Genomic DNA, 7891 nt, shown 5'->3' on the forward strand with positions numbered 1-7891 from the left:
CAGTCCAGCCAAAGCCCTGCGCAGCCGCGCCACATCCAGCCGCCCGCAATTCAACCCGCCATACAGAGCACCATGACCACGCCGGTGCTCAGGAGCCAGCGACAACTCGACCAGCGTCTTCACCGGCCCGTCCGTGCACAGCAGAGCATCGACGAGCTCGAACAACTCGTCGCCCCGCGCTTCCAAACAGTCATAGAGATCCCGGCGAAACCTGGACAACACAGCAAGAGGGTCGACGCAGGCGACCTCATCCAGCACACTCATTCACACGGCCGTTCTGTGACACTTCGAAGCTCGACACTCCGAAGAATCACGGGCGGCCGTACCCGTTGTCAGGCGAACAGCAAACCCCATCAAGCAGTGATCTTCACACAGTTAAACGTCAAGCTTAGACACCGCGTTGTCTCCCGGGAGTGATCGCGCACGCCCCTGACGCCTCGTATGCCAGCGGGCAGCCGTGGGCGGTCAGACAAACGAACGACGCCGACTCAGCGTCCCGTTCTTCACCAACTCAAGGACAGCCTTGCGGTTCTGCAGCCGACCACGTCGTATCTGCCGTCTTGGGTCCGTTCAATCTTCCAGCCGTGCTGGCCCAGGCGCGCCGAGGATTCGACGCCCTTGGGGGCGGGCCTCGGATGCCCGAACTGGCTTGGGCCTGGGCCAACAGGACTGCTCTCAGGTAGCGCATCGGTCAGATGACCGATGCAATCTCCATGGATAGGGTCCGACACTGCTGGCACGTCAGATGGAGCTGTTGGCGTTGCTAGTGCTGGCCTCGACGCGCGGCCTGGTGGCCGGCGGGACGCTCGTCGTCGACGGCGCCAACGCCGACGGCTTGGTCGACGTGGAGGCCATCGGCGGCTACGACCCGCACCGGGCGGGGGTCGCCCGCGGCAGCCGGGTAACGTTGGACGCCTTGCATCTGCTGGCCACCGAGTACGGAAGAGACGAGAAGTGAGCGCTCAGGACGCCGATCTGCTGGTGCACGGCGGCGATGTGCTGACCGTCGACGCGGCGGGCTCCGTCGTCCCCGATGGCGCGATCGCCGTACGGGACGGCGAGATCCTCGCCGTGGGTCCCACTGCAGAGGTGCGCGCGGCGTACCGCGCCGCCGAGGAGATCGACGCCTCGGGATGCCTTGTGCTCCCCGGGCTGGTCAACACGCACACCCACCTGGCGATGACCCTGCTGCGGGGCTGCGCCGACGATGTCGACCTGCAGGAGTTCCTGGCCCGCGTGATCCCCCGCGAGGCCGAGCTGCTGTCGCCGCGGGCCGTGGCCGCGGGCGTGCGGGTGGCCGTGGCGGAGAGCGTACGGGCTGGGGTCACCACGGGCCTGGACATGTACTGGTTCCACGAGGCCGCCGAGGAGGCCGCGCGGGCGGCGGGCTGGCGGCTGCTGGCTGGCCCGACCTTCATGGACGTGCCCGGGCCGCCGGACGGCCGCCCGTACGGCGACCGCATGGCCTGGGCAGCGGCCGACCTGGCCGCGCGGACCGGCCGGGCGCCGTGCACTCGCCCGGTGGTCTTCGCACATAGCGCCTACACCCTCGACCCCGAGCAGCTCGTCGCGATCTCCACGCTCGCCCGTGAGCACGGCGCGCTGCTGCACGTCCACGCGGCGGAGAACGCGGCCGAGGTCGCGATGGTGGTCGAGGCGCACGGCAAGCGGCCGGTCGAGCTGCTGGACTCCCTCGGTGTCCTCGGGCCCGACGTGCTGCTGGCGCACGCCGTCGACCTGACCGACGACGAGATCACCGCGCTGGCCAGGACCGGCACGTCCGTGGCGCACTGCCCGGTCTCCAACCTGAAGCTGGGCTGCGGCATCGCCCGCGTCCCGGAACTGCTGGCCGCGGGCGTCACCGTCGGTCTCGGCACCGACGGTGTGGTGAGTTCCAACACCCTCGACGTCCTGGGCGCGGTGCGGGCGGCCGCACTGGTGCACAAGGCCGCCGGCGACCCGACCGCCGTCGGCGCGGAACAGGCGGTGCGGATGGCGACGATCGAGGCCGCCCGCGCGCTGGGCCTCGCCGGCCACCTCGGCTCGCTGGAGCCGGGCAAGCGCGCCGACCTGGCCGTGCTCGACCTCGACGGTCCGCACCTCACGCCGCGCCACGACCCCTGGTCGATGCTGGCGTACGCGTCCGCGGCCGCGGACGTACGGGACACCATCGTTGACGGCCGGGTCCTCATGCGCGACCGCGTCCTGCTCACCCTCGACGAAGCCGCCGCGTTGCGCGAGCTGGAGGCTCTGGCGGGACGCGCATGACCTCCGTCCTCATGACAGGGCCGATGCGTGGCATGCGCCTCGGTGCGGGGCCCGTGGCATGTGTACTGGCCCCGGACCCCGCCGAACTACATCCCGCGGTAGGCGTCGTAGATCGACAACGTCGCCTTGTCACCCTTGGTGTCTGTCACCTCGGCGCGGAAGGAAATACCTTTGCCGACCGAGGGATTCCGTACCACCACCTTGCCGTGTCTGACCGTCAACGCCTTCCAGTTCTTTCCGCCATCGTAGGAAACATAGCCCCGCAGAGACATAACATTCTGGGGTCTGACAGCTGAGCCAAGAACTCGTATCGGAATGGCATCATGCGGCCGGCTTTGGCCGTGGAGTCCATGGCCAGCACTGGAGAAAACTGCGCCGTGAACATCGGCAGCCTCGGCAGCCTGGTCTCCGCTCGTCGCTTTCGATGTGAACGTCCATCTGGCCTCAATGCGGCTGGAGACCCGACCCGGCTGCTGCGCCTGAGCGAAGTTACCAGCCTGTGCGTGCCGCCTGCCTTCGTTCACCAGATCACGAAGTACGACCCCGCCGATCCTGACGAACACGGCAGCTACCGGGGCGCGGAGGAGGCCGTCAGCGACCACGAGCCGGTCGAGGCCGGGTATCTGGAGGCGATCTCCGCGTTCGCGGAAGCTGCGCGCGTTGACCGGTTGGAGATTCGTGAGCCCTCTGTCGCCGGGTTCGTCCACCTCGGTGCTCAGCCGGCGGTCGAGGGGCACGGTCTCAGCGGGCTCTTCCCGGCTGACCTCACCGGCTACCACGAGGGGCGGAGGTCTCCCTGGCGGTGGCCCTGGAGCTGATCCGCGTCATGCTCCGTGAGCAGGGAGACCGGTGCCGGCTGGAAGCAGGGGACCTTTTTCACCGTGCACGTCGGATGGGACCAGTACGTGTACGTAGGCAGCGACCAGCCCTGCACAGACGGCGTGGCCCGTACGCGAGAACTCGGCCTCTTCGCGGAACGGCTGCCGGCCTCCCACGCCGCGGAACCAGAGGTGACGGAAGCCGCCGACGAAGGCTTCTGGGCGTCGGTGCGCACCGAGCTGGCGGCGCAACAAGGCCTGGTCTGGAAGAGACCGCCGTCGCCAACACCACACGCTGGCACCGTCTCACCACGAAAACCTCAACGCAGTGCGCGCCGGTCTCGGCCCGCGCGCCCTGCTGACCGTCTGGCCCGACCTGCAACCCGACGTCGGCGCGGTCCCGACCGCACTGCCGTCCGAAGGGCACATCGAGTTCGTCTGGGAGACGAAGGACGGAACGATCAGAGACGTGACCGTCGATGAGACCGGGTACCAGGAGCTCGCTGCCCTGGTGGCCGACGCGCGAGCGGCCCGCGCCCTGCCCCTCTACACCGACGAACGCAGTCCACTTGTCAGTGGAGGTCTGTTGGCAAGCGGACCTTGGCTGCATGCGCGATCCGCTCATTCACCATGCCCCACACCGGCCCATGTCGGGTACGCCGCAGTCCCGAGACGGGCTGCAGGTGAGGATCGGAAACGTACGGGGAGTCGCCGGGGTTCCTCGGCGCTGGGAGCCGGCGCAACAAGGGCACTCGTACGGACGTGGACACGCAGGGGTCACGAGCCCCGGCGCAGGAGTCTGCCCTGCGGCCAGTCCGCCCCGAGAAGCAGGTCGATTTTCTCGGCGTACTCGAAGAGCAGTGTCGCGTCCTGCCCGAGATCCTCAAAGGTGCCTATGAGGTTGGCGCCGTCCTGCCTCCTGAGAAAAGCGGGACCGTACGACGCCTACGCCGTCCCAGTTCCACCAGGAGGCATGGACGGCGTCGTCGTGTCGGCGCTTCAGTTCGTGCGCGTCGTCCCACTGAAGGGTCTCGGCCAGTGCGGCGGCCTGCGGAATGCTCCGGCGTGACTGTGCCACCAGCATGTTGTGAAGGTCCGACCACCTCTTGTCGACCACCGAGAAGCCGCCTTGATCGCCTCGAAGGAGCAGGATGAGCCGTTTCATGGCTGCCTCCACAAGGCCCGCCCGCGAGCATAATGGCGCCGATCAGCCCATAGAGACGTTCGCGGAAGGCGAGGTCTGCTTCATCCGATCCTCCGTGGCGCCCCACCCTGAAGGTGGAGATGTCCACGTTCGGGCGGGCACTCGGGGCCGGTGATGTCCATGGCGAAGGAAGGGCCGCCGTCCAGGTGAGTTTTCATCCGGTAGGAGAAGGCATGCCCAGGTGCGGCCAATCATCTGACATGCAAGGATTTTGTCGGCCGGGGTGGTTCCACCGCCACCGCTTTCTGCGCACCCACAGGTTCGGCGAGTTCTAGGTGAGCGATTCCAAGGTGTCGGCTGCGCGGATAAGGGGAGGGAGCCCAACGTCAGTGTGTGAAGACAGAGTTGGACTCCCTCGCCACTGCACTCTATGTGAAGACCGACGACCTGCTGAAGGCATCGCCGCATCTGGCGCCCTGGCGTCCGACGGTCGGGATCGCTCCGCGACTGACCGATGCCGAGCTGGTCACGCTCGCGATGGTGCAGGCCATGCTGGGCTTCACCTCCGAGGCCAAGTGGCTTCGTCATGCCCGCTCCCACCTGCGGCATCTCTTCCCCTACCTGCCGAAGCAGCCCGGCTACAACAAGCGCCTGCGCAAGGCCGCCGAGCTGCTGCGGCGGGTGACCCGGCTGCTGGCCACCGACACCTCTGTATGGAGCGACGACGTGTGGATCGTGGACTCCACGCCGGTGGAATACGGACGCTCCCGCGAGACCGTCAAACGCTCCGACCTGGCCGGATGGGCCGAGTACGGGTACTGCGCCAACCACAGCCGCTTCTTCTGGGGCCTGCGCCTGCACCTGGTGTGCACCCTCCAGGGCCTGCCGATCGCCTTCGCCCTGACCGGGGCCAAGGCCGACGAACGCGAGACCCTGCTGGACCTGCTCGCCGCCGAACCGCACCTCGTCGCTGCCCGGCCTGGACAGACGCTGATCGGCGACAAAAACTACTTCGGCCGCGACTTCGAGCACCAGGTGGCCGAGCAGGACATCCGGCTGCTGCGGCCGGCCCGCAAGGGCGAGCCGGAACGGCCCGGGGCTCCGCTGTTCAAGCCGTTACGGCAGGTCATCGAGTCCGTCAACGGTAGGCGGTCCCTGCGCAGTGAAGTCGCTGAAGGGCCACGCCAGATGTGCACCCAGAGGCCTCGCCGCCCCGTGACCCGCCGACGGGTCACGGGGCACCCGATGCAAAAACAACGAGGTCGCCGGCCGGCACCCGGTCGGGACGGGCTGCGCCTCGTGAAGAGGATGTGGTGAACAGGAGCGGGATGGCGTCGGCGTAGTCGTAGCCGCCGCTAAATGACAGTGCTGGTCCTGGGCGTGCCGTAGAGTGGGGACACCGACGCGAGGTGGAGCAACTCGGTAGCTCGCTGGGCTCATAACCCAGAGGTCGCAGGTTCAAATCCTGTCCCCGCTACGATCCGCCGGCCCTCCCCTCCGCTTCAATCGGAGAAGAGGGCCGGTGTCGTCTATGCCCGGGTCCGATAGTGAAGCCCGGTGGTGAGCAGGAAGGCCGGGGAGACTCAGGGTGCCCTCAGCAAGCTCTAGCTGGATGACGCCTTGGTCCAAAACAGGTTGGCAGGCAGCCCTCAACGGGCACTTGCTCGCGGAGGGTATGTCCGCAGCCGCGGGTGGAGCACACCAGACGCCGCACCCGCACACGGACCACCACCCGCCGCCCGTCGACCGGTACGTCAGCCACAGTCCGCCAGTGATAGCCGTGCACCCGCCCCGACGACACCCCGCACACCGGACACGGCGCCATGTCCTGCAGCGTTCGCGCCCGCACCACGATCCGCTCACCCTCGTCGGCCACGTCCTCCGTGACCAGCGGGGACAGACCCGAAAACACCGTTTGCACACGCTCGTTGGCATCCATCACATGAAGGTCAACGACCCTCACAACTCTCCGTCACCACCGAAAGTGAGACAGGGCCGTTGATTAGACACTCCCGGTCCCGGCCCCCGCGAGTGTGACAGATCCGCCCGCCCTCATGCTCAACAGCGCAGCGGCGCTCGACGACTTCGACGCAGACGACCACGTCAACCTCACCAACGACGGCTACAGCGCGATCAGCAACGCCTTCGACCTGGTCCCCCTGGGACCGGATGCGTAGAAAAAACAGACCGAAACCACGCCGCACGACCGGCGACAGCCCCCCCCCACCGCTCTCCTGCAGTGCGGGGGCTTGGCGTTGCCATCGCAGAGCATCGCGGGCTGGCACTGAACGCCAGGAGAAAAGGCTGGCCAGTGAGACTTACCGACAGTCGTTCTCACAGGTCAGCGGTCATATCGGCGCGCGGACGGACCAGAAACCGGAGACCACGTCGTCCTGAGCCCGACGGCCACCGCCGCTGCCCCCCGGGCGCGGCGGCGGCAGCGGCGTGCCAGGGCCGCACGGACGCTCTAAACAGACCGTTGACAATAGTGCTCGTCCTCCGCACGCACTTGCAGCGTGTACTTGGACAAGGTCTCTGCTCCCCGCACCCGCGGGATGGCCCCTGCATGATCCATGCTGTGGCCGTGTGCCACGGCTGCTCCGCGCGTTTGCGGGGATGGTCCCGGTGTCCTCTGCGACAACGTGAACATGGTCAGCTGCTCCCCGCACCCGCGAGGATAGTCCCGAGCCGTCACGGGACCGATCAACACCGCCTGGGTGCGGTCCTGGCCGTGCAGCCTGCGGTGGCGATCCGCGGGCGGCCGTGGACCGGGACGGCTATCGCGTGCTTGAAAACAGCAGGCACATCGTGTGCGCCCGACGAACGATCAGGATTCGGCATGATGGCGGCACACAATGGTGCGGACAGGACAGGATGTAGAGGGTGACCGCGAAGCAGGGAAAGGACGATCGGGGTGCGGTGCCGATCACCGTGACGCTGCCGGGCGGTCAGGAGATCCGGGCACGGCTTCATGCCCGGCGCCAGACGAAGGATGGCTGGCAATACCAGGTGGGAGTCCTCATATGGCAGGACACCGCCGATGGCGGTGTGGAAGCGGTCGAGCACCGAGCCTGGGTGAGCCCGGCACACGCGCGCCCCGTCCCTGGCATCTCCTACGACCACGTGCCCACCAGCCGTGCGTCCCAGATAGGCAGTACTGCCCCGTGCACAGGCCAGCCGGCCTGGACAGTCCAGCACCTGCCCCACCGCCCCGGCCACCCGGGCGCCACCCTCATCCATGTCGTCGGCTGCACGCCCAGCGCCCAGACGCTGGATCGGGAACAAGCACTCACCGCGCTCCGTCAGCCCCGCGCAGCGGCATGTAGAGAATGCGGAGCAGCCGGCTCTCTCGCTGACCACGACGAGTCCCCTGACAAGGAGGCAGAGGCACCGACATTCCCGCGCGTCCCAGGCTGAGCCGTCCGCTACCCGCGCCTAACGGGAAAAGAGCCCAGACCGCGCAGCACGACGATGAACGTGCGGACGGCGTTCGCCGGTGCTCCCGCCGGGAGCCGACCCCTGCGGCCAGACGCTCGAGAAGGCGCTCGCTGTTTGTTCAGAACAGCGCTTGGCCGTCACTGTTGGTGTCTGCGATGACTGGCCGGGGCCGGGTGGGGAGGCCGTCCAGGCGGTCGGGGCCGGCCGCGGCGGCCACGGCAGG

The 7891-nt window shown here is 67.9% G+C and carries 8 protein-coding genes, 1 tRNA gene and 2 pseudogenes; 7 read left to right on the top strand and 4 right to left on the bottom strand.

Annotation, left to right across the window (positions count from 1 at the left end):
- Positions 1 to 264: transposase (locus ADL25_RS04735; protein WP_199839097.1), on the bottom strand; the 264-nt coding region annotated here is incomplete at its 3' end.
- A gap of 466 nt (positions 265 to 730) precedes the next feature.
- Between ADL25_RS04735 and ADL25_RS04740 the strand changes: the two are divergent.
- Positions 731 to 958, top strand: a pseudogene (locus ADL25_RS04740) (purine-nucleoside phosphorylase); the annotation flags it as partial.
- Entirely contained in the window at positions 955 to 2268 is a 1314-nt protein-coding gene (locus tag ADL25_RS04745) for an amidohydrolase (RefSeq protein ID WP_059126354.1), read from the top strand. The pseudogene ADL25_RS04740 and the gene ADL25_RS04745, both read left to right, overlap by 4 nt.
- Positions 2269 to 2354: 86 nt before the next feature.
- On the opposite strand, the gene ADL25_RS48850 is transcribed toward ADL25_RS04745, so the two are convergent.
- A complete protein-coding gene (locus tag ADL25_RS48850; protein ID WP_159044877.1) occupies positions 2355 to 2792 on the bottom strand; it encodes a hypothetical protein in 438 nt (145 codons plus the stop codon).
- Here ADL25_RS48850 and ADL25_RS50255 point away from each other — a divergent pair.
- Positions 2772 to 3086: a hypothetical protein gene (locus ADL25_RS50255; RefSeq protein WP_234380543.1), complete on the top strand. Its 315-nt coding sequence runs from the start codon at positions 2772 to 2774 to the stop codon at positions 3084 to 3086. The two genes, ADL25_RS48850 and ADL25_RS50255, sit on opposite strands and share 21 nt — an antisense overlap.
- Before the next feature lie 883 nt (positions 3087 to 3969).
- Here the strand turns inward: ADL25_RS50255 and ADL25_RS49635 are convergent.
- Positions 3970 to 4251, bottom strand: coding sequence for a hypothetical protein (locus ADL25_RS49635; RefSeq protein WP_199839098.1), 282 nt, complete (start codon positions 4249 to 4251; stop codon positions 3970 to 3972).
- Between the two features lie 372 nt (positions 4252 to 4623).
- Here ADL25_RS49635 and ADL25_RS04760 point away from each other — a divergent pair, with 372 nt between their 5' ends.
- Together ADL25_RS04760 and ADL25_RS04765 are read left to right on the top strand one after the other, a co-directional pair.
- Entirely contained in the window at positions 4624 to 5547 is a 924-nt protein-coding gene (locus ADL25_RS04760; protein ID WP_234380545.1) for an IS982 family transposase, read from the top strand.
- An 86-nt stretch (positions 5548 to 5633) separates the two neighbouring features.
- Positions 5634 to 5707, top strand: a tRNA-Met gene (locus tag ADL25_RS04765).
- 177 nt (positions 5708 to 5884) lie between these two features.
- Here the strand turns inward: ADL25_RS04765 and ADL25_RS45650 are convergent.
- Positions 5885 to 6169, bottom strand: a pseudogene (locus ADL25_RS45650) (transposase family protein); the annotation flags it as partial.
- Positions 6170 to 6284: 115 nt separating this feature from the next.
- Between ADL25_RS45650 and ADL25_RS51500 the strand changes: the two are divergent.
- Entirely contained in the window at positions 6285 to 6407 is a 123-nt protein-coding gene (locus tag ADL25_RS51500) for a hypothetical protein (protein ID WP_267889227.1), read from the top strand.
- Positions 6408 to 7353: 946 nt separating this feature from the next.
- A complete protein-coding gene (locus tag ADL25_RS52085) occupies positions 7354 to 7647 on the top strand; it encodes a DUF6233 domain-containing protein (protein WP_420711336.1) in 294 nt (97 codons plus the stop codon).
- Positions 7648 to 7891: the final 244 nt, after the last annotated feature.

The sequence above is a fragment of the Streptomyces sp. NRRL F-5122 genome, from assembly GCF_001507435.1.
Classification (GTDB): Bacteria; Actinomycetota; Actinomycetes; order Streptomycetales; family Streptomycetaceae; genus Streptomyces; species Streptomyces lannensis.